Origin of the sequence: Phenylobacterium sp. CCH9-H3 (genome assembly GCF_001557235.1) — a bacterium.
Lineage (GTDB): Bacteria > Pseudomonadota > Alphaproteobacteria > Caulobacterales > Caulobacteraceae > Phenylobacterium.
Genome location: NZ_LSJI01000272.1, coordinates 1 through 18,608 on the forward strand (window position 1 = coordinate 1; position 18,608 = coordinate 18,608).

Genomic DNA, 18,608 nt, shown 5'->3' on the forward strand with positions numbered 1-18,608 from the left:
AGATGTGTATAAGAGACAGCCGCTGGTCACCCTGACCCTCGGTCTGGCCATGCTGCTCTGCTACGTGGCCGCCAGCGCACGGGCGAACATGCGCACCGCCTCCGCCCTGGCCGACGCCCAGCGCACCGCCGAGGAGGCCAACGAGGCCAAGTCGGCTTTCCTCGCCATGATGAGCCATGAGCTGCGCACGCCGATGAACGGCGTCCTGGGCATGGCGCGGGCGTTGCAGAGGACGCCGCTGGATCCACGCCAGCAGGGCTATGTGGATACGATCCTGCGCTCGGGCGACGGCCTGATGGCCATCCTCAACGACGTGCTGGACATCTCGAAGATCGAGGCCGGCCGGATGGACCTTGAGGTCGGCGCCTTCGACCTCAAGGTGCTGGGGGACCAGGCGGTCGAACTTTGGTCCGAGATCGCCCGCTCCAAGGGCCTGGACCTGGTCTGCGACGCCGCTCCCGACCTTCCGGCCCTGGTGCTGGGTGACGAGACGCGGGTGCGCCAGATCGTGCTGAACCTGATCTCCAACGCGCTGAAGTTCACCGAGACCGGCGGCGTGACCCTAAGGATGCGGGCCGCGCCGGCGGCCGACGGGGATGGCGGGGTCGAGCTCGTGGTCTCCGACACCGGCATCGGCATGAGCCCCGACCAGCTGCAGGCCCTGTTCCGCCCCTACGCCCAGGCCGACGCCTCCACGGCGCGCAAATTCGGCGGCACCGGCCTGGGCCTGGCCATCTGCCGCAAGCTCTGCTCGATGATGGGCGGCGAAATCGGGGTGGAGAGCCACCCGGGCGAGGGCTCGTCCTTCCGGGTCTGGCTGCCACTGCCGGAGGCCGAACCGCAGGCCGCGGAGACGGCCGAGCCGGACACGCTGCCGACGCTGCGGATCCTCGTGGCAGACGACAATCCGATCAACCAGGCGGTGGCCCGCGCGGTGCTGGAGGCGGCCGGCGCCGACGTGGAGTGCGCGTCGGACGGGGCTCAGGCCCTGGAGCGCCTGCGCCTCGAGGCCTTCGACGTGGTGCTGATGGACGTCCACATGCCGATCATGGACGGGATCGAGGCGGTCGGCCGTCTGCGCGACGGCCAGGCGGGGCGCCCCGACACGCCCGTGGTCGCCCTCACCGCCGACGCTATGCCGGGCGAGGAGGCGCGGCTCAAGGCCCTGGGCTTCGACGCGCTCCAGCACAAGCCCGTGCAACCCGCCGCCCTGATCGGCGCCATCGCCGAAGTGCTGAACGCCCGGCCGCCGGCCCCCGCGGCGAAGCCGAACTCCGAAGCCGCGGCCTGAACTGCGGCGCTAGCCCGCCACCGTCTCCAGGCTCGGCACGGTCTGGCTCAGCCGCCCGCCGATGCGGATGGGCTCGATGCGACGGGCGAGGCCGGTGGCCGGGTCCGTCTCCACGAAGACGCCGCACACCGTGGCGGGGCCCTCGGCGGGCTTGTAGCGGCCGCCCGAGATGCGGGTGGTGAAACGGCGCAGCGGCTCGTCCTTCTGGTTGCCGATCACGCTGTCGTAGTCGGCGCAGGCCCCGGCGTCGGTCTGGTAGGCGGTGCCGCCGGGCAGGATCTGGGCGTCGGCGGTCGGCACGTGGCTGTGGGTGCCGACCACGAGGGTCGAGCGGCCGTCGCAGAAATGGCCCATGGCCATCTTCTCAGAGGTGGCCTCGGCGTGGATGTCGACCACGATGGCGTCGGCGACGGCGCCGAGGGGACAGGCCTCCAGCTCCTTGTCCACGGCGGCGAACGGATCGTCCAGCGCGTCCATGAACACCCGGCCCAAAAGGTTCACCACCAGGATCCGCTTGCCGTCCGGCGTGTCGAACAGCTGGGATCCCCGGCCCGGGGCGGCGGCCATGGGCGGATAGTTCAGAGGCCGGATCAGCCGCGGCTCGCGGACGATGTAGGTCAGCGCCTCCTTCTGGTCCCAGGAGTGGTTGCCCAGGGTCAGGCAATCGGCGCCCGCCTCGAACAGTTCGTTGGCCGTGGACTCGGTGATGCCGAAGCCGGCGGCCGCGTTCTCGGCGTTGATGATGACGAACTCCAGGCCCAGGGCCCGGCGCAGGCGCGGCAGGTGCTCGGCCAGGCCCTCGCGGCCCGACCGGCCGACCACGTCTCCGAAAAAGGCAAATCTCATCCGCGGTCCTTAGCGAATTCCAGATAGCCCGTCTCCGTCAGGATCGCGTCCAGGCGCTGGTCGTGCGGCTCCATGGGGATCTCGGCCAGCTCTTGCCCCGCATAGGCCAGGCCGACGACGAACACCGGCTTGACGCGCCGAAGGGCCTCCAGCGTCCGGTCGTAGTGGCCGCCGCCCTGTCCCAGCCGCCCGCCCCGGCGGTCGAAGGCCAGCAAAGGGGCGAAAACCACGTCGGGCAGCACGGCCTCGGCCGCGGGGCCGGGCGCCGGAATGCCCAGGGCGTCGGGAACAAGCGCCTCCCCCGGCCGGTGGCGGCGAAAAACCAGAGCCCCTTCCCGCACCTGCGCCGCCGGCAGGGCCACGCCGTCCACCGGCAGCCGGGCCCGTAGCGGAGTAGGGTCCAATTCCGAGCCGGCCGGGTGATAGAGCGCGAAGAGCCTTGCGCCTGCGCATCCCTGCGCCGGCCACAGCGCCGCGGCCCGCTCGGCGGCGTCGGGCGTCTCGTCCGCCAGGCGGCGGCGAAGGCTGCGCAGGTGCGCCCGCAGGGCGGATTTGTCCGGAATGACGGTCACGCGCCTCCATAGCGCAAGACGGGTGGCGGCGCCGCGAGAGCCGTGAAGGACTGTTTCATTCCCTCGACCTGGATAGACCAGGTGGGCGCCGTGTGCCCGAAACCACGGTCGCGGGCAGGGACAGCTCCCTATGAGTGAATTAAGGTCGCTGGAATATGTCGCCTTCGACGAGAGCCGCAGCAGGACCCGCCGGGAGCTAAGGTAGGCTTTCGGAGGGCCGGTCTCAAGCGGCGCCGCGGCGACGAGGGGAAACGATGACGCGACAGCCGGTTCAGGCTCTGCTGACCGACGCCGTGGCCCGGGGCGTCGCCCCCGGCCTCTCGGCCGCCGTGGTCCGCCCGGACGGACAGATCCACACGTTCGCCGTCGGGGCGCGCGGCGCCTCCGATCCCGCGCCAATGGACCCGGAGACCGTCTTCTGGGTCGCCTCGTGCACCAAGGCGATCACGACCGCCGCGGCATTGGAGCTGGTCGCGCGTGGGAGGCTCGACCTGGACGAGCCCGTCGGCCGGCGCCTGCCGGGGCTGGCCGAGCCGTCGGTGCTCGAGGGCTTCGATGCCGATGGGGCGCCCATCGAGCGCCCCGCCCGCAGGCCGGTGACCCTGCGCAACCTGCTGACCCACACCTCGGGGCTCGCCTACGACTTCAACAGCGCCGAAACCCTCCGCTTCCTGGAGCACCGGGGCCAGAACCTGGGGTCGGCCGGCGGCCTGGGCCTGCCGCTCCTCTTCGAGCCGGGGGAGCGCTGGTGCTATGGCGTGGGCATCGACGTCGCCGGCCTGCTGATCGAGGCGGCGACCGGCCGGTCTCTCGGGGAGGCGCTGTCGGAGATCGTCTTCGGCCCGCTGGGGATGAACGACACGACGTTCGATCCCACGCCCGAGTACAACGCCCGCCGGGCCGGACTGCACGCACGGCTGCCGGACGGCCAACTCGCGCCGATCGATGCGATCCCGCCGCTGCCGGCCGACCTCCGTGGCGGCGGCGGCCTGTGTTCCACGCCGACGGACTATGCGAAGTTCCTGCGCGCCGTGGTCCACGGCGGCGGCGGAGTCCTGTCGGCGGCCACCTTGGCGGGCCTGTCCACCAGTCAGACCGACGAGGTCGGCGTCGGCGAGATCCAGAGTGTCATGCCGCACCTGTCGTCCGACTACCGGCCCATGCCCGGCGTGCGCAAAGGGTTCACCTTCGGCTTCCTGCAGAACCACGACGCCTTGCCCGGGGGCCGGGCGGCCGGAAGCCTGAGCTGGGCGGGCCTGCCCAACTGCTACTACTGGGCCGACCCCGCCGGCGGCGTGGCGGGCGCCCTGTTCGCCCAGTCGCTGCCCTTCGCCGACCCGCGGGTCCTGGAGGTGTTCGACGCCTTCGAACGCGCCGTCTACGCGTCCTAGCCGCACAGCCTGCGCATTCGCACTTGGGCGGAAGCCCGCGCGGCCTTACATCGGGGCCCTTGAACGCGCACGCCGACATCTCCGGACCCAGCCTGGCGCGCCAGGCCAACGACATCGCCCGCGACCTGACGCGCGCGAACCCCCGCGTCTATTGGCTGGACCTCGCCGTCACGGCGGCCGTCACCTGGCTCAGCCTGCTGATCGCGGTCACCAGCGCCTCGACGGGCTGGGCGGTCGCCGCGGGGATCGTCTGCATCCTCAGCCTCTACCGCGGGATCAGCTTCATCCACGAGCTGACCCACCTGCGGCGCGACGACGTGCCGGGCTTCCATATCGCGTGGAACGTCCTGATCGGCGTGCCCTTCCTGACGCCGTCGCTGCTGTACGAGGGCGTGCACGTCCTGCACCACGCCAAGGACCGCTACGGGACCGCCCGCGACCCCGAGTACCACCCCCTGGCCCGCCGCCCGCCGCACGAGTTGGCCGTGTTCCTGGGGATCGCCCTCCTGGCCCCCGTCGGCACGGTGCTGCGCTTTGCAGTGCTGGCCCCGCTCAGCTTCCTCGTGCCCCCGTTCCGCCGGTTCGTGGTGGCCAAGACGTCCGGCATGGTCATCAACCCCGGCTTCTCGCGCGAGGACTTCGACCGGGCCCGCAGCGCGCCCTGGCTGGCGCAGGAGATCGCCTCCTGGCTCTGGAGCTGGACGGTGATCGGCCTCGCCATCGCCGGCGTCATCCCCTGGCGGGCCCTGGCCATCGCGGCGGCGATCTTCGCCCTGATGACCTTCCTGAACCAGCTGCGCACGGCCGTGGCCCACTACTGGGAAAACGACGGCGAGCCCATGGCTCCGCTGGACCAGTTCCTCGACAGCGTGAACGTCCCGCCGCCGGCGCTGCTTCCGTTCCTGTGGGCGCCCGTGGGCCTGCGCTACCACGCCCTGCACCACCTGATGCCGCGGCTGCCCTACCACAACCTGGGAACCGCCCACCGGCGGCTGGTCGAGGCCTTCCCGGTCGACCACGTCTATCGGCGCGTGGAACAGCGCGAGCTGTTCCCGGCGCTGGGCCGGCTGATCGCGCGGATGCGCGCATCCCTGACTTCCAAATAGCTTGTCATCCCGGTTTCGCCGTAGGCGAAGACCGGGACCCCGCAGCGCTGGCGTTCGCCACTGGGCGCACCTTCGATGCCCCATTCTCCCCGAGGCCATCGACGTTCGGGGTCCCGGTCTTGGGCTGCGCCCAAACCGGGATGACAAAGGGGGAGGGGGGCTCTACGCCCCCTCGGCCGCCAGCTTCTCGATCTTCGCGGCCGCCGCCTCCAGGGCGCTGACCGCCTTGGTCTCGACCCGGGCGCGGTCGGCCTGCAGCCGGCTCACCTCGACCTGCAGCGCCGCCAGCCGGTTGCGCGCGTCGAGCAGTTCGTCGGCCAGGAGCAGCCCGCCCATCAGGAAAAGGCGCGTGTCGCCGAGCTGGCCCATGTCCTGGCTGATCTGGCGGACCTGCTGGTCGAACAGCTTGGCCAGATCCTGCAGGTGCGGCTCCTGCCCATCCTCGCAGCCGACCGCATAGGGGCGGCCGTTCACCTCGACGTTCACCTGGGCCATGGGCTTTAAGCCTCCGTCGCCTGGCCGTTCAGCGCGGCCTTGATTTCCTGGATGGCGCGGCCGAGGGCGGCCGAGGCCTGGGCGCCGGCCTCCTCCAGCTCGCGCTCGCGGGCGCGGGCCGCGTCGAGTTCGGCGGCGAGGTTCGAGCGGTCCTGGTCGAACAGGCCGCCCGCATCGGCGCTCGCCGCCTTCAGCCGCTGGCCGAGCCGCTGCTCCAGCACGTGGAGCGCGTTCTCCAGCCGCTTGGCCGCCAGGTCCAGGGCGCTTTCGCCGCCGTTCATGCGATCCTCCGAAGCCGTCGGGACATCTATACCCGCCTGGGTGAGTCTCGCGAAATCCAGGGCCATTTCTTGACCCTGCCGCCCTCGCGTGCGAGGCCGCCGCGCAATTCCTCGCCACGAAGAGACCGATCCGACGATGTCCGCGCCCACCAAGCTCATGGCCGACGCCATCCGCGTCCTCTCGATGGACGCGGTCGAACAGGCCAACTCCGGGCACCCCGGCATGCCCATGGGGATGGCCGACGTCGCGACCGTCCTCTGGTCCAAGTTCATGAAGTACGACGCCTCGGCCACCGACTGGGCCGACCGCGACCGGTTCGTGCTTTCGGCCGGCCACGGCTCGATGCTGCTCTACAGCCTGCTGCACCTGACAGGCGTGAAGGGCGTGCCGATGCAGAGCCTGCGCGACTTCCGCACGCTGGGCTCCAACACACCGGGCCACCCCGAATATGGCCACACCCCCGGCGTGGAGACCACCACCGGGCCGCTGGGCCAGGGCCTGGCCACGGCCGTCGGCATGGCCATGGCCGAGCGGAAGCTCGCCGCCCGCTTCGGCGCCGACCTCGTCGATCACCGCACCTGGGTGGTGGCTGGCGACGGCTGCCTGATGGAGGGGATCAGCCACGAGGCCATCAGCCTGGCCGGCCGCCTGAAGCTGTCGAAGCTGACGGTGCTCTGGGACGACAACGACATCACCATCGACGGCCACGTGGGCATATCGGACGCCACCGACCAGATCGCCCGTTTCAAGGCCGCCGGCTGGGCGACCAAGCGTATCGACGGCCACGACGAGAAGGACATCAAGAAGGCGCTGGCCTGGGCCCTTAAGCAGGACAAGCCCTCGCTGATCGCCTGCAAGACCGTCATCGGCAAGGGCTCGCCCACCTTCCAGGGCACCCACGACGTCCACGGCAAGGCGCTGGGCAAGGACGAGGTCGCCAAGACCCGCGAGAACCTGGGCTGGCCGCACGAGGCCTTCACCGTGCCTGACGAGGCGCTGAAGCCCTGGCGCAAGGCCGGCAAGCGCGGCGCCAAGGACCGGAAGGCCTGGGAAGCGCGCCTCGCCGCCTCGCCGCTGAAGGACGACTTCCAGCGCGCCATGGCCGGCGAGCTGCCCGCCCACGCCTTCGCGGCCCTGGACGCCTTCATCGCCAAGGCCGCCGCCGACAAGCCCGCCGCCGCCACCCGCCAGCATTCGGGCGCGGTGCTGGAACAGATCTTCGGCCAGATCCCCGAACTGGTGGGCGGCTCGGCCGACCTCACCGGGTCCAACAACACCTTCGTCAAGAACACTCCGGTCTTCGACGCACCGGACTACGCCGGCCGTTACGTGAACTACGGCGTGCGCGAGTTCGGCATGGGTGCGGCCATGAACGGCCTGGCCCTGCATGGCGGGGTGATCCCCTACGGCGGCACCTTCCTGGTCTTCACCGACTACGCGCGGCCGGCGATCCGCCTGGCGGCCCTGATGGGCATCCGGGTGATTCACGTGGGCACCCACGATTCCATCGGCCTCGGCGAGGACGGCCCGACCCACCAACCGGTCGAGCACCTGGCCTCCCTGCGCGCCATGCCGAACCTCAACGTCTTCCGCCCCGCCGACGCGGTGGAGACCGCCGAGTGCTGGAAGCTGGCGCTGGAGGCCAAGGCCACCCCGTCGGTCATGGCGCTGAGCCGCCAGAAGACCGCCGGCGTCCGCGGCGACGCGGGCGAGAACCAGTCGGCCCGCGGCGCCTATCAGCTCATGGGCGCCGGCCACCCGGCCCAGGTGACGATCTTCGCCACCGGCACGGAGGTTCCTGTGGCCCTGGCCGCGCGCGACCTCCTGGAAGCCGACGGCGTCGGCGCCCGGGTCGTCTCGGTTCCCTGTTTCGAACTGTTCGAGGCCCAACCCGCGGATTACCAGGAAGCCCTGATCGGCGAGACCCCGGTGCGGGTGGCCGTCGAGGCCGGCGTGCGCCAGGGCTGGGACCGCTTCATCGGCTCGGACGGCGCCTTCGTCGGCATGACCGGCTTCGGCGCCAGCGGCACGGACAAGGCTCTCTACGAACACTTCGCCATCACCGCCGAGGCCGTCGCCGAGGCCGCCAAGGCGAAGCTCTAACCCGGCCGCAGGCGAGATTCCTTACGGCCAGGCGACCGCCAAGACGCCAAGAACGCCAAGTCATTCGCGACCTCTTGGCGACCTTGGCGTCTTGGCGGTTAAAAGCGGCGCTGGCGCGCCCGCGCGCCTCATCGAAAGGCCTCTCCAATGACCCGCCTCGGCACGCCCCTGTCCCCAACCGCCGTGCGGGTGATGCTCCTGGGCTCGGGCGAGCTCGGCAAGGAGGTGGCCATCGAGCTGCAGCGGCTGGGCTGCGAGGTGATCGCCGTCGATCGCTATGAGGGCGCCCCCGCCCAGCAGGTGGCCCACCGCGCCCACGTCATCGCCATGACCGATGCGGCCGCCCTCCGCGCCCTGGTCGAGCAGGAGCGCCCGCACCTCATCGTCCCCGAAATCGAGGCGATCGCCACCGACGAGCTGGCCCGCATTGAAGCCGATGGCCTGGCCACGGTCATCCCGACCGCCCGCGCCGCCCAGCTCACCATGAACCGCGAGGGCATCCGCCGCCTGGCCGCCGAGGAGCTGGGACTGCCCACCAGCGCCTACGCCTTCGCCTCCACGGAGGCCGAGCTGGCCGCGGCGGCCGAAGCGGTCACCGGCTTTCCCTGCTTCGTGAAGCCGGTGATGAGTAGCTCCGGCAAGGGCCAGTCCTTTGTCGAGACCTCGGACCAGGTCGCCGCCGCCTGGCGCTATGCCCTGGAGGGCGGCCGGGTCGAGCAGCCGCGGGTCATCGTCGAGGGCCGCGTGGACTTCGACTTCGAGATCACCCAGCTGACCGTGCGGTCGATGCGGGACGGAAAGATCGAGACCGGCTTCTGCGCCCCCATCGGCCACCGCCAGGTCAAGGGCGACTATGTGGAGAGCTGGCAGCCCCAGGCCATGAGCCCGGCCGCCCTCGCCAAGGCCCGCGACATCTCCGCCAAGGTCACCGACGCGCTCGGCGGCCTGGGCCTGTTCGGCGTCGAGCTGTTCGCAAAGGGCGATGACGTCTGGTTCTCCGAGGTCAGTCCGCGCCCCCATGACACCGGGCTCGTCACACTGACCACCCAGCACCAGAGCGAGTTCGCCCTGCACGCCCGCGCCATCCTGGGCCTGCCCGTGGACACGACCCAGCGCGAACCGGGCGCCAGCGCGGTGATCTACGGCGGCATGGAGGCCAGGGGCATCGCCTTCGACGGCGTCGCCGAGGCTCTGGCCGTCCCCGGCGCCGACCTGCGCCTCTTCGGCAAGCCGGAGAGCTTCGAGCGTCGCCGTATGGGCGTCGCCCTGGCCCGCGCCGCCGACGTCGACGACGCCCGCACCCGGGCCCGTGACGCCGCGGCCAAGGTCCGCCCCGTCGCGGGTTGATGCAGGGCCTCTCGGCAACGAAAAAGGGCGGGACCTTTCGGTCCCGCCCTGGTCTTCGAAGCGTTGTGCGCCGGACTTAGAAGTCCATGTCGCCCATGCCGCCCATGCCGCCGCCCGGCATGCCGCCGCCGCCGCCGCCGCCCTTCTTGGGGGCTTCGACGATGGCCGCTTCCGTGGTGATCAGCAGGCCGGCCACCGAGGCGGCGTCCTGCAGGGCCGTGCGGACGACCTTCGCGGGGTCGATCACGCCGGCTTGCACCAGGTCGACGTACTGTTCGGTCTGGGCGTTGAAGCCGAAGGTGGCCGCGCTGTTCTCCAGCACCTTGCCGACCACGATCGAGCCTTCCACGCCGGCGTTCTCGGCGATCTGACGGATCGGGGCCTGCAGGGCGCGGCGGACGATGGCGACGCCCGCTTCCTGGTCGTCGTTGTCACCCTTGAAGCCGTCCAGCACGCGGCTGGCCTTCAGGAGGGCGACGCCGCCGCCGGGGACGATGCCTTCTTCCACCGCAGCGCGGGTGGCGTTCAGGGCGTCGTCGACGCGGTCCTTCTTTTCCTTCACTTCGACTTCGGTCGCGCCGCCGACGCGGATCACCGCGACGCCGCCGGCCAGCTTGGCCAGACGTTCTTGCAGCTTTTCCTTGTCGTAGTCCGAGGTGGTGTCCTCGACCTGCTTCTTGATCTGGGAGATGCGGCCTTCGATGTCGCCCTTGTCACCCGAGCCGTCCACGATCGTGGTGTCGTCCTTGGTGATGGTGACCTTCTTGGCCTTGCCCAGCATGTCGAGCGTGACGCTCTCGAGCTTGATGCCCAGGTCTTCCGAGATCAGCTGGCCGCCGGTCAGGATGGCGATGTCTTCCAGCATGGCCTTGCGGCGGTCGCCGAAGCCCGGAGCCTTCACCGCCGCGACGCGCAGGCCGCCGCGCAGCTTGTTGACCACCAGGGTGGCCAGGGCCTCGCCTTCGACGTCTTCCGCGATGATCAGCAGCGGGCGGCCCGACTGGACCACCGCTTCCAGCACCGGCAGCAGGGGCTGCAGCGAGGAGAGCTTCTTTTCGAAGAGCAGGATGAGCGGCTCTTCGAGATCGGCCTCCATCTTCTCGGCGTTGGTGATGAAGTAGGGCGACAGGTAGCCGCGGTCGAACTGCATGCCTTCGACGACGTCGAGCTCGGTCTCGGCGGTCTTGGCCTCTTCGACCGTGATGACGCCTTCGTTGCCGACCTTTTCCATCGCGCGGGCGATCATCTCGCCCACTTCGGTGTCGCCGTTGGCCGAAATGGTGCCGACCTGGGCGATCTCGGCGTTGGTGGTGACCTTCTTGGAGGAGTTCTTGATCTCTTCCACGACCTTGGCGACCGCCTTGTCGACGCCGCGCTTCAGGTCCATCGGGTTCATGCCGGCCGCGACCGACTTCAGGCCTTCGACGACGATGGCCTGGGCCAGGACCGTGGCGGTCGTGGTGCCGTCACCGGCCTTGTCGTTGGTCTTGGAGGCGACTTCGCGGATCAGTTGGGCGCCCAGGTTCTCGAACTTGTCGGCCAGTTCGATTTCCTTGGCGACCGAGACGCCGTCCTTGGTCGAGCGCGGGGCGCCGAAGGACTTCTCGATGACCACGTTGCGGCCCTTGGGGCCGAGGGTGACCTTCACCGCGTTGGCGAGGGTGTTGACGCCGCGCAGCATGCGGTCGCGCGCGTCGGAGGCGAAATAGACGTCTTTGGCAGCCATGGCTGTCTCTCTCTTCTGAATTTGGTCTGGCGGAAGCGGGGCTTAGGCGGCCTTGGCGACGCTGTCGGCCTCGAGCACGCCCAGGATGTCGCTTTCCTTCATGATCAGCAGGTCCTTGCCGTCGAGCTTCACCTCGGTGCCGGACCACTTGCCGAACAGGATGCGGTCGCCGACCTTCACGTCCAGCGGCTGGATCTTGCCGCTTTCGTCACGGGCGCCGGGGCCGACGGCGATCACTTCGCCTTCCTGCGGCTTTTCCTTCGCGGTGTCGGGGATGATGATCCCGCCCTTGGTCTTCTCCTCTTCCTCGACGCGCTTGACGAGGACGCGATCTCCCAGGGGACGAAACGCCATGATGGTTCTCTCTCTGATTCCGTTCGAAACGGTGCAAATTGCGGCGACGATGGCGGGGGCGACGCGGCTGTTAGCAGTCCCGGCCCCTGAGTGCCAACGTCGATGCGGGAGTTAGGAACAGCGCCGCCGGGAGTCAAGCCGAACGTGCAAAATCCGAGGCGCGGCCTTGGCTTTCCGGCCATCGCACCTAGTCTTTCCGGTCTCGTTCAGTTGGGAGGTCTCCGATGGGTCTGCAAGCGATGCTGGAGCGCATCGTCCGGTCCGGGAACCTGACGCTGAAGCTGCCGGGCGGCCGGGAGCTGCGGCTGGGGGATGGGACCGGGCCCGAACTGGTGGCGCGGATCACTTCGGCGGCCTGGGCCGCGCGGATCGCGGCCAAGCCGGGCCTGGGCGTGGGCGAGGCCTACATGGACGGCGGCCTCGTGCTGGAGCGGGGCGAGATCGCCGACTTCATCGACCTCGTGGGCTCCAACGCCAAGTACAAGCCGCGCAAGAAGCGCAACCGGCTGCGCCTATGGCTGCGCGAGCGGACGCGCGAGGCGAATGCACGGCTGACGGCGCGGCGGAACGTGGCCCACCACTACGACCTCTCGGACGCGCTCTACCGGCGCTTTCTGGACGCCGACATGCAGTACAGCTGCGCCTACTTCGCCCGGCCCGACATGACGCTGGAGGAGGCTCAGCTGGCCAAGAAGCGGCATATCGCCGCCAAGTTACTGATCGAGCCGGGGATGACGGTGCTGGACATCGGCTGCGGCTGGGGCGGCATGGCCATGACCCTGGCCGAGGAGACGGGGGCCGAGGTGGACGGCGTCACCCTGTCGGTCGAGCAACTGGCGGTGGCCAAGGCGCGCGCCGAGGCCAGGGGCCTGTCCGGCCGGGCGCGGTTCTCCCTGACCGACTACCGCGACGTGGCGGGCCCGTACGACCGGGTCGTCTCCGTGGGGATGTTCGAGCACGTGGGGCGACCGAACTACCAGGCCTATTTCGACGGTGTCGCGCGCCTCCTGAAGGACGACGGGGTCGCGCTGATCCACGCCATCGGCCGTCCCGAAGGGCCGAACGTCACCAACGCCTGGATCGCCAAGTACATCTTCCCCGGCGGCTACAGCCCGGCGCTGAGCGAGATCATGCCGGCGATCGAGCGGGCTGGGCTGATGGTCACCGACCTGGAGATCTTGCGCCTGCACTACGCCGAGACGCTGAAGCACTGGCGCGCCCGCTTCGCGGCCGTGCGGCCTGAGATCGCCGAGCTGTACGACGAGCGGTTCTGCCGGATGTGGGAGTTCTACCTGGGCATCGCCGAACAGAGCTTCCGCGCCCGGCGCCAGTTCGTCTGGCAGGTCCAGCTGGCCAAACGGGTGGACGCCGTGCCGATCACCCGCGACTACATCGGCGAGGCCGAGGCCGCGCTGGCCCGGTCCGCGAAGCGGGTGGCGTGAGGCCGGTGAAATCGCTGGAGGGGTTCGGAAACCGCGGCTAGGGTCGATGCCGAACATCTGTTTGGAGAGACTGCCCATGCGCCGCGCCATCGCGCTCGCCACCGCCCTGACGCTGGTCGCCGGGGGCGCCTGCGCCGAGACCTGGACCAAGTACGTCGACGGCGCCAACGGCACGGCCTGGTCCTATGACGGCGACTATTCCTACAAGGACAAGGCCACGGGTCGCCTGGTGATCATGCAGGCCATTTCCAAGCCCTCGGCCAACCTGGGCCCGTCCGCGCCGGGCAAGCCGGACGGCGTCGGCAGCGTGGTGGCCATCGACTGCGCGAAGAAGAACCTGATCCAGCTGGGTTCATACAAGCCGTCCGCCCCGCTCGCGATCAACGAGGACTGGCGCAAGGTGACCCCGAAGAAGGCCGAGGGTGCGGACAACGAGGCCCTGATGGCCGCGGTCTGCCCGCACATCGACCACGTGCCGGTGAAGTAGGGCCCTACCTCCGAGGTAATCGACCGGCCGCGCAGGACGCGGGAGCTTCTGGGCGTCAACCCGCTCAAGGAGCTTCCCATGACCGCCGTCCGCTCGACCTTCCTGCGTATCGTCATCGCCCTCGACGCCGCCGCGTGCGGCGTGATGGGGGCCGCGTTCGCTTTCGACGCCGGCTGGCTGGCCGGACCGTTGGGACTGTCGCCGGCCCTGATGCAGCCCGTGGGGCTGTTCCTGCTGCCCTATGCCGCCCTGCTGGCCTGGCTCGCGAGCCGCCCGGCCCTGCCGCGCGTTGTCGTCTGGACCCTGGTGGGTTTCAACATCCTCTGGGCCGCGGAAAGCCTGGCCCTGCCGGCGCTGGGCTGGGCGCAGCCGACGACCCTGGGCCTGGCGGTGATCGTCGGCCAGGCCCTGGCCGCCCTGGTGGTGGCCGAGCTGCAGTTCCTGGCGCTGCGCCGGGCGCGCCAGGTGGCCGCGGCCTGACGCCCCGGCGCCGCTCCGGCTCCCCTCGCGTGGCGGCGAGGGGAGCCTCACGTTGCGTCCACTGCAACTCGAATGATTGAAACAGTTGTTTGATTTTTGCCGAAAGTGGGCCAAAGGTGATGTGAGACAATCGCCCAAGGGAGCGCCCACATGAACATCGCCGCCGATCGGCCCCAATCCAGCTTCGGCCTGAACCCGCAGGACGACCTCAATGACCTGCGCATGTCCGAAAAGGCGATGCCGCTCTTCAACAAGGTGAAGGACTTCATCCGCGACGTCGTCGAGCCGATGAGCGAGGAGTTCCACCGCCTGGGCGAAGGCCGGCCGGACATCTGGCAGTACGCGCCGGGCCAGCTGGAAGTGCTGGAGGCGGCTAAGGACAAGGCCAAGGCCGCAGGCCTGTGGAACTTCTTCCTGCCCAACGCCGAGACCGGCGAGGGCCTGTCGAACCTGGACTACGCCTACATCGCCGTCGAGCTGGGCAAGAACCGGCTGGCGTCCGAGACCATGAACTGCGCGGCGCCCGACACCGGCAACATGGAGGTGTTGGAGCGCGTCGGCACGCCCGAGCAGAAGAAGCAGTGGCTGGAGCCGCTGCTGGAAGGGAAGATCCGCTCGGCCTACTGCATGACCGAGCTGAACACCGCCAGCTCCGACGCCAAGAACATCGACACCCGCGCCGTTCGCGTCGGCGACGAGTACGTGATCACCGGCGAGAAGCACTACATCTCGGGCGCCGGCGACCCGCGCTGCAAGGTCATGATCACCATGGTCAAGACCGGCGAAGAGAATGCTCCGCCGCACCTGCAGCAGTCGCAGATCCTGGTGCCGCTCGACACCCCCGGGGTGAAGATCATCCAGGGCCAGCAGGTGTTCGGCGACCCCGACGCCCCGCACGGCCATATGCACATCATCTTCGACAACGCCCGCGTGCCGGCGTCGAACATGCTGCTGGGCGAGGGCCGCGGCTTCGAGATCAGCCAGCTGCGTCTGGGCCCCGGCCGCATCCACCACTGCATGCGCGCCATCGGCTCGGCCGAGAAGGCGCTGGACCTGATGGTCACCCGCGGCATGACCCGCGTGGCCTTCGGCAAGCCGATCATCCAGCTGGGCGGCAACATCGAGATCGTCAGCCGCGCGCGGATCGAGATCGAGGCCATGCGCCTGATGGTGCTCAAGGCCGCCAAGGCCATGGACGTGCTGGGCAACCGCGAAGCCCGCATCTGGATCCACATGGTCAAGGCCATGGTGCCCGAGCGGGTCTGCAAGATCATCGACCAGGCGATCCAGATGCACGGCGCCCTGGGCGTGTCGCAGCACACCCCGCTGGCCCGCATGTACGCCAACACCCGGACGCTGCGCATCGCCGACGGCCCGGACGAGGTGCACCACATGGTGGTCGGCCGCAACGAGCTGCAGCAGTACCGCGAGGCCCCGGCCGACGCTTCGATGGCGGCGGTCTTCCGGAACTAGGTTCGGCTGTCATTCCGGTTTCGCCGTCAGGCGAATACCCGGACCCACAGACGCAAGCGGCGCCGTCCTTGGCTGGGCGGCGCCGTCTTCGTTTTCGGCCCGTCGGCCGCCAGGATTCGCCGCCAAGTCGCCAACGACGCCAAGAGGTCCCGACGGCTAAGTTCCTTGGCGAACCTGGCGGCTTGGCGGTTCACGACAACGCCTGCGGCGCCAGGGCGCCGCTTTGCGATCCCCCAAGCTTGGGTGTAAGCGAACGGCGATCCGCCATGGATACGCCATTCGATCTTCTTCGCCCGGCCGCCAGGCAAGACCTTGGGGCCGCGGCCATCGGAGCGCTCGCCCCCGGGCTTGCAGCGCCCGCTCCGTCCCGCGCGCGACGCGCAGCTGACCTGCGACCGGAGGCGGCCTGTGCCCGCCTGCCGGGGTGGGTCGCAACTCCGGAGGACTTCCATGACCTATCTTTCTGCCGCCTTCGTGGTCGGCATGGCCTTCGTTACGGCCACGCTATCGGGCGTGTTCGGCATGGCGGGCGGCCTGGTGCTGATGGGGGCGCTGGCCCTCGTGCTGCCGGTGCAGGCGGCCTTCGTGACCCACGGCCTGTTGCAGCTCGTCGCCAACGGCTGGCGGAGCATCCTGCACCGTAGGCATGTCCGCTGGGACATCGTCGGCTGGTACGCCCTGGCCTCGCTGTTCGCCGGGGTCACGGTGGCCCTGCTCAGCTTCACGCCGTCGAAGCCGCTCCTGTTCCTGCTGCTGGGGCTGGTGCCGGGCCTGACCTGGCTGCCGCAGCGCTGGATCAACCTCGACGCTTCGCGGCCGGCCCAGGCGTTCCTGTCCGGCCTGTCGGTGACCGGCCTGAATCTCACGGCGGGCGTGGCTGGCCCCTTGCTCGACATCTTCTTCGTGCGCACCGAGCTAACGCGCCACGCCATCGTCGCCACCAAGGCCGCGACCCAGGTGTTCGCCCACCTCGCCAAGATCCTGGTCTATGGGGCGCCGCTGATCGCGGGGGCCGGCGCGGGCATGCCGCCGCTGTGGGTTTTCGCCCTGGCTATCCCGCTCTCCATGGCCGGCACGGCGGTGGGCGGTCTGATCCTGAACCGGATGAGCGACGTGAACTTCAAGCGCTGGACGCGCTGGATCGTGACGGCGGTCGGCCTCGGCTACCTGATCCAGGCCGCGCAGCTGTTCGCGGCCGGCTGAGGGCAAAAAAAGACCGGGCCCGAGGGCCCGGCTGGGAAGTCTTTAGGGAGGAAACGCCCAGGAATGGGCCTGACTGAGGTATGTCGCCCTCCAGCCCTTGCAAGGGGAGGGGCTGATTTTTTTTGACAGCCCAGCCTGAAACGTCGCCATGGCGCGGAAATGGTCTGGCTTTCCAGTGAGAATTGGCCGTTCCTTCCAGACCGATCCGGCCCTATGGCCGAGCCCAACAAGAACGAGGCCGCCGGATGAAGCTCGAACCCAAGCTGCTGGAGAACCGCTTCGTGCGGCTGGAGCCGATGACCGAAGCGCACCGCGAGGGGCTCCGCGCGGCGACCAATGCCGACCAGCGGATTTGGACCGAGCTCTATCCCTTCTCCTGGGCGGGCGAGCATTTCGAGCCGACCTGGGCCAAGCTGATGGGCGACCAGGCGGCCGGGAACACGCAGGCTTATGCGGTGGTGGCGGGCGGCGAGGTCGTCGGCCTGACCACCTTCTACGCCATCGACCCGCCCAACAGCGTGCTGGAGGTGGGTGGCACCTACTACCGGCCGGATGCACGCGGCGGGGCGGTCAATCCGGCGGCCAAGCGGATGATGATGGCGCACGCCTTCGACAGCGGCGCACGGCGGGTGGTCTACCGCGTCGACGCCCTGAACGCCCGCAGCCGGGCGGCGGTCACCAAGCTGGGCGCGGTGCAGGAAGGCATCCTGCGCGCGGACCGCCTGACCTGGACCGGCCGCATCCGGGACACGGTGATCTTCTCGATCCTGGCCGACGAGTGGCCCGGAGTGCGGGACCGACTGGATGCGAGGCTGGCGGCGTTGGCCGGTTAGGCCAGCGTCACCGCCCGGCCTTCGCGTTCGGGGAAGAAGACCTTGGCGGCGTTCTCGGCCACCTCCTGGGCGGTGTACGGCCGGCCGGGCGCAAAGCCGTCGGTCTCCAGCATCTTGATCTCGCGGACGCCGCGGGCCGAGACGCCCAGGATCTTGCCGGAGTGGTCGGCGGCCAGGTCGGAGACCATGTAGAGCACGCCGGGCGCCACGTTCTCGGGCAGGCTCAGCGGATCGGGCTCGCGGCCCTGGCGGCCGGGCAGGTCGGAGGTCATGCGGGTGTAGGCCCCGGGCGCCAGGCCCATGACCCGGATGTTGTACTTGCGACCCTCGATCGCCATCACCCGCACCATGCCGTAGATGCCCGCCTTGGCCGCGCCGTAGTTGGTCTGGCCGAAGTTGCCGTAGAGGCCGGAGGTGGAGGAGGTGAGCACCATCGATCCGCCGCCGTGGTCCTTCATCCATTTCCAGACCGGCAGGGCGCAGCAGTAGGTCCCCTTGAGGTGGACCTTGATGACCTTGTCCCAGTCCTCCTCGGAGGTGTTGGCGAAGGTCCGGTCGCGGAGGATGCCGGCGTTGCAGACCAGGATGTCGACCTGGCCGAAGGCGCCCAGCGCCGTCTGCAGGATGTTCTCGCCGCCCTGGATCGTCGAGACGTCGTCGCCGTTGGCCACGGCGCGGCCGCCCGCGGCGACGATCTCGTCGACGACCTTCTGGGCGGCGGAGACGGACCCGGCGCCGGACCCGTCGCGCGGGCCGCCCAGGTCGTTCACGACGACCGCTGCGCCCTCCCGGGCAAAGAGCTTCGCGTAGGCTTCGCCCAGGCCGTTGCCGGCGCCGGTGATGATGGCGACCTTGCCGTCGAGCAGTCCCATGGCCTTCCTCCCATACCGTTGTTTGGAAGGATCATCCGACCTCGGCGCGCGGGCGCCAAGGCCTCTGTCAGGCCCGGCCGTGCTTTGCGGCGCGCGTCTGTTCGGACCGGGAGAGGCGGCGGAGCTGCATCCGCCACTGGCGCGCGGCGTCAGCCCAGTCCTTGCGGGCTTCGCCTTGCGCGACGCGTGCGAGCTTTTCGCACTCCCGCGCCTCTTCTCGGCAATAGGCTTCCCATGTCATGTGCGGAGATACGCAGGCCGTCCGCGCCCGGTTTCACCTGCGGCGAAAATTCTTTGAAATTAAC

General features: G+C 69.7%; 18 protein-coding genes and 1 other RNA gene. 11 read left to right on the forward strand and 8 right to left on the reverse strand.

From position 1 onward, the window contains the following. Nucleotides 1-1,291: ATP-binding protein (locus tag AX721_RS23835; RefSeq protein ID WP_068878456.1), on the forward strand; the 1,291-nt coding region annotated here is incomplete at its 5' end. A gap of 9 nt (nucleotides 1,292-1,300) precedes the next feature. Here the strand turns inward: AX721_RS23835 and AX721_RS23840 are convergent. From AX721_RS23840 to ssrS, 3 genes are all read right to left on the reverse strand, one after another. Further along, a complete protein-coding gene (locus tag AX721_RS23840; protein ID WP_068878457.1) occupies nucleotides 1,301-2,137 on the reverse strand; it encodes a TIGR00282 family metallophosphoesterase in 837 nt (278 codons plus the stop codon). After that, nucleotides 2,134-2,709 carry a 5-formyltetrahydrofolate cyclo-ligase gene (locus AX721_RS23845; RefSeq protein WP_082765667.1) on the reverse strand — a complete coding sequence of 192 codons (576 nt, stop codon included), beginning with the start codon at nucleotides 2,707-2,709 and terminating at the stop codon, nucleotides 2,134-2,136. The genes AX721_RS23840 and AX721_RS23845 overlap by 4 nt, the downstream gene beginning before the upstream one ends. A gap of 24 nt (nucleotides 2,710-2,733) precedes the next feature. Then, a non-coding RNA gene (gene ssrS / locus AX721_RS23850) (6S RNA) lies at nucleotides 2,734-2,895 on the reverse strand. Between the two features lie 68 nt (nucleotides 2,896-2,963). Here ssrS and AX721_RS23855 point away from each other — a divergent pair. Together AX721_RS23855 and AX721_RS23860 are read left to right on the forward strand one after the other, a co-directional pair. Further along, nucleotides 2,964-4,100, forward strand: coding sequence for a serine hydrolase (locus AX721_RS23855; RefSeq protein ID WP_068878458.1), 1,137 nt, complete (start codon nucleotides 2,964-2,966; stop codon nucleotides 4,098-4,100). A 59-nt stretch (nucleotides 4,101-4,159) separates the two neighbouring features. Next, a complete protein-coding gene (locus AX721_RS23860; protein WP_231754759.1) occupies nucleotides 4,160-5,206 on the forward strand; it encodes a fatty acid desaturase in 1,047 nt (348 codons plus the stop codon). A gap of 162 nt (nucleotides 5,207-5,368) precedes the next feature. Here the strand turns inward: AX721_RS23860 and AX721_RS23865 are convergent, their stop codons facing one another. After that, a complete protein-coding gene (locus AX721_RS23865) occupies nucleotides 5,369-5,701 on the reverse strand; it encodes a cell division protein ZapA (RefSeq protein ID WP_068878459.1) in 333 nt (110 codons plus the stop codon). A 5-nt stretch (nucleotides 5,702-5,706) separates the two neighbouring features. Next, on the reverse strand, nucleotides 5,707-5,982 hold the full coding sequence (locus tag AX721_RS23870) for a DUF4164 family protein (RefSeq protein WP_068878460.1): 276 nt from the start codon (nucleotides 5,980-5,982) through the stop codon (nucleotides 5,707-5,709). Between the two features lie 136 nt (nucleotides 5,983-6,118). Here AX721_RS23870 and tkt point away from each other — a divergent pair, with 136 nt between their 5' ends. Further along, nucleotides 6,119-8,086 (forward strand): transketolase, encoded by a 1,968-nt coding sequence (tkt, locus tag AX721_RS23875; RefSeq protein ID WP_082765698.1) that lies wholly within the window; start codon nucleotides 6,119-6,121, stop codon nucleotides 8,084-8,086. A 147-nt stretch (nucleotides 8,087-8,233) separates the two neighbouring features. Then, complete coding sequence (gene purT, locus AX721_RS23880; RefSeq protein WP_068878461.1) at nucleotides 8,234-9,433, forward strand: formate-dependent phosphoribosylglycinamide formyltransferase; 1,200 nt, start codon at nucleotides 8,234-8,236, stop codon at nucleotides 9,431-9,433. 76 nt (nucleotides 9,434-9,509) lie between these two features. On the opposite strand, the gene groL is transcribed toward purT, so the two are convergent. Together groL and groES are read right to left on the reverse strand one after the other, a co-directional pair. Next, nucleotides 9,510-11,159, reverse strand: coding sequence for a chaperonin GroEL (groL, locus tag AX721_RS23885; RefSeq protein WP_068878462.1), 1,650 nt, complete (start codon nucleotides 11,157-11,159; stop codon nucleotides 9,510-9,512). Nucleotides 11,160-11,201: 42 nt separating this feature from the next. Further along, nucleotides 11,202-11,513: a co-chaperone GroES gene (gene groES, locus AX721_RS23890; RefSeq protein ID WP_068878463.1), complete on the reverse strand. Its 312-nt coding sequence runs from the start codon at nucleotides 11,511-11,513 to the stop codon at nucleotides 11,202-11,204. Nucleotides 11,514-11,737: 224 nt separating this feature from the next. Between groES and AX721_RS23895 the strand changes: the two genes are divergently transcribed. From AX721_RS23895 to AX721_RS23920, 6 genes are all read left to right on the forward strand, one after another. Beyond that, complete coding sequence (locus AX721_RS23895) at nucleotides 11,738-12,955, forward strand: cyclopropane-fatty-acyl-phospholipid synthase family protein (protein WP_068878464.1); 1,218 nt, start codon at nucleotides 11,738-11,740, stop codon at nucleotides 12,953-12,955. A gap of 76 nt (nucleotides 12,956-13,031) precedes the next feature. Beyond that, nucleotides 13,032-13,442, forward strand: a complete 411-nt coding sequence (locus AX721_RS23900; protein WP_068878465.1) for a hypothetical protein — start codon at nucleotides 13,032-13,034, stop codon at nucleotides 13,440-13,442. Nucleotides 13,443-13,520: 78 nt separating this feature from the next. Further along, nucleotides 13,521-13,922 carry a hypothetical protein gene (locus AX721_RS23905; protein ID WP_068878466.1) on the forward strand — a complete coding sequence of 134 codons (402 nt, stop codon included), beginning with the start codon at nucleotides 13,521-13,523 and terminating at the stop codon, nucleotides 13,920-13,922. A 150-nt stretch (nucleotides 13,923-14,072) separates the two neighbouring features. Then, nucleotides 14,073-15,395, forward strand: a complete 1,323-nt coding sequence (locus AX721_RS23910) for an acyl-CoA dehydrogenase family protein (RefSeq protein ID WP_068878467.1) — start codon at nucleotides 14,073-14,075, stop codon at nucleotides 15,393-15,395. A 450-nt stretch (nucleotides 15,396-15,845) separates the two neighbouring features. Continuing rightward, nucleotides 15,846-16,598, forward strand: a complete 753-nt coding sequence (locus tag AX721_RS23915) for a sulfite exporter TauE/SafE family protein (protein ID WP_068878468.1) — start codon at nucleotides 15,846-15,848, stop codon at nucleotides 16,596-16,598. A 245-nt stretch (nucleotides 16,599-16,843) separates the two neighbouring features. Then, nucleotides 16,844-17,431 carry a GNAT family N-acetyltransferase gene (locus tag AX721_RS23920; RefSeq protein ID WP_068878469.1) on the forward strand — a complete coding sequence of 196 codons (588 nt, stop codon included), beginning with the start codon at nucleotides 16,844-16,846 and terminating at the stop codon, nucleotides 17,429-17,431. On the opposite strand, the gene AX721_RS23925 is transcribed toward AX721_RS23920, so the two are convergent. Further along, on the reverse strand, nucleotides 17,428-18,303 hold the full coding sequence (locus AX721_RS23925) for an SDR family NAD(P)-dependent oxidoreductase (protein WP_068878470.1): 876 nt from the start codon (nucleotides 18,301-18,303) through the stop codon (nucleotides 17,428-17,430). The two genes, AX721_RS23920 and AX721_RS23925, sit on opposite strands and share 4 nt — an antisense overlap. Nucleotides 18,304-18,608: the final 305 nt, after the last annotated feature.

Bases quoted from the DNA above. Each gene is read 5' to 3' on its own strand.
- AX721_RS23925 (WP_068878470.1), bottom strand. From the start codon at position 18,303: ATGGGACTGCTCGACGGCAAGGTCGCCATCATCACCGGCGCCGGCAAC.
- AX721_RS23840 (WP_068878457.1), bottom strand. From the start codon at position 2,137: ATGAGATTTGCCTTTTTCGGAGACGTGGTCGGCCGGTCGGGCCGCGAG.
- tkt (WP_082765698.1), top strand. From the start codon at position 6,119: ATGTCCGCGCCCACCAAGCTCATGGCCGACGCCATCCGCGTCCTCTCG.
- AX721_RS23900 (WP_068878465.1), top strand. From the start codon at position 13,032: ATGCGCCGCGCCATCGCGCTCGCCACCGCCCTGACGCTGGTCGCCGGG.
- AX721_RS23895 (WP_068878464.1), top strand. From the start codon at position 11,738: ATGGGTCTGCAAGCGATGCTGGAGCGCATCGTCCGGTCCGGGAACCTG.
- AX721_RS23855 (WP_068878458.1), top strand. From the start codon at position 2,964: ATGACGCGACAGCCGGTTCAGGCTCTGCTGACCGACGCCGTGGCCCGG.
- AX721_RS23910 (WP_068878467.1), top strand. From the start codon at position 14,073: ATGAACATCGCCGCCGATCGGCCCCAATCCAGCTTCGGCCTGAACCCG.
- AX721_RS23915 (WP_068878468.1), top strand. From the start codon at position 15,846: ATGACCTATCTTTCTGCCGCCTTCGTGGTCGGCATGGCCTTCGTTACG.
- purT (WP_068878461.1), top strand. From the start codon at position 8,234: ATGACCCGCCTCGGCACGCCCCTGTCCCCAACCGCCGTGCGGGTGATG.
- AX721_RS23905 (WP_068878466.1), top strand. From the start codon at position 13,521: ATGACCGCCGTCCGCTCGACCTTCCTGCGTATCGTCATCGCCCTCGAC.
- AX721_RS23865 (WP_068878459.1), bottom strand. From the start codon at position 5,701: ATGGCCCAGGTGAACGTCGAGGTGAACGGCCGCCCCTATGCGGTCGGC.
- AX721_RS23870 (WP_068878460.1), bottom strand. From the start codon at position 5,982: ATGAACGGCGGCGAAAGCGCCCTGGACCTGGCGGCCAAGCGGCTGGAG.
- AX721_RS23920 (WP_068878469.1), top strand. From the start codon at position 16,844: ATGAAGCTCGAACCCAAGCTGCTGGAGAACCGCTTCGTGCGGCTGGAG.
- groES (WP_068878463.1), bottom strand. From the start codon at position 11,513: ATGGCGTTTCGTCCCCTGGGAGATCGCGTCCTCGTCAAGCGCGTCGAG.
- groL (WP_068878462.1), bottom strand. From the start codon at position 11,159: ATGGCTGCCAAAGACGTCTATTTCGCCTCCGACGCGCGCGACCGCATG.